Annotated in this window: 2 protein-coding genes; both read right to left on the bottom strand. The window is 46.5% G+C overall.

The window, feature by feature from the left end; all coding sequences use genetic code 11:
- On the bottom strand, nt 1–517 hold a 517-nt coding region (locus R7E42_RS25025; RefSeq protein WP_318073242.1), incomplete at its 3' end, for a TonB-dependent receptor plug domain-containing protein.
- 90 nt (nt 518–607) lie between these two features.
- Nucleotides 608–1,144, bottom strand: a 537-nt coding sequence (locus R7E42_RS25030) for a siderophore ferric iron reductase (protein WP_318073243.1), incomplete at its 5' end; no start/stop codon positions are given.

Below are 1,144 nucleotides of genomic sequence, written 5' to 3' on the forward strand. Positions count from 1 at the left end.
ATTCAAACGCCAATTCATCTGAGTACGCTTTTTTAGTGATGATGTTAATGACACCACCCGTCGCACCAGCCCCATAAATGGAGGTCGCGCCTGAAAGCACTTCAATTCGTTCGATGTTGAACGGGTCAATCGCATCCAACTGACGACTGATAGGACGAGAAGATTGCAGAGAAACGCCATCAATCATGACCAGCATGGCTCTGCCACGCAGATTTTGGCCGTAGTTTGTTCGGCCGCCAGTGCCAACATCTAAAGAAGGGATCGTGGCAGAAAGAATATCACCCAGAGTTTTACCTGCTCGGTATTGTTGAGCAATTTCTTCTTGCCCTACAAACCAAACCGTACCGGGAATATCAGAAATGGATTTTGGCATGACGCTGCCAACCACAACTAACTGTTCATCTGCTGCGTTTTGAGACGCCAGTTGCTGAGCTTGTTCCGCAGCCAATGCGTGCGCTGCATATCCACTGCTCATCGCTAATACGATGAGGTTTAAAGAGAACTTCCTATTTGTCATTGTATTTATCTTTTTGTTGTAGCGAAAGAATCGACAATGATACTTATTATCAATAACAAATCGAGCACTGTTACATAGGTTAACGAGTTGTTAACCCCTGCTCTTTTGCATGATTAACTGACGGTTTTTTGCAGCTCTCGGGCAGTCCTCGCAGAGCTTTCTTCCTTCACACTTGTACACCAAGCAGCAGCTTTTTCTGACCGATTTGAGCGGTTGCTCGTGAGGCACACCATGCAAAGCATCGATATGACGCTCATCCAGCCCCAGAGCACTAAGCCACAAGCTAGCGTGCTCTTTAATGATGGCATCGGTCAGTTGAGGGAAATGTTGCTGTAACCTTAACAAGCACGCCAAAATACCGTCTGACATCAACTGATGAGTAAACCCCGGACGAATGCGAATCCACTCGTTCATCTGTTCTTGATAAAAATCGAACAAAGCTCGAATTTGACGCCCTGCCTGCGCAATCAATATTGTGTGACTACCTTGAATATGTTCCTGATCCGCAAAGCGAAATCCTCTTACAAAGCAGGGCTGTAAGTACTGCGCCATATTGCGCAAATTCGGGAGCGATTGAGAACCGTAGATAGAGACAAGCGCAACGTAGATTGGCTGCCAGCAGAGCAA

Source organism: Vibrio sp. Vb1337 (assembly GCF_033338715.1).
Lineage (GTDB): Bacteria > Pseudomonadota > Gammaproteobacteria > Enterobacterales > Vibrionaceae > Vibrio > Vibrio alginolyticus.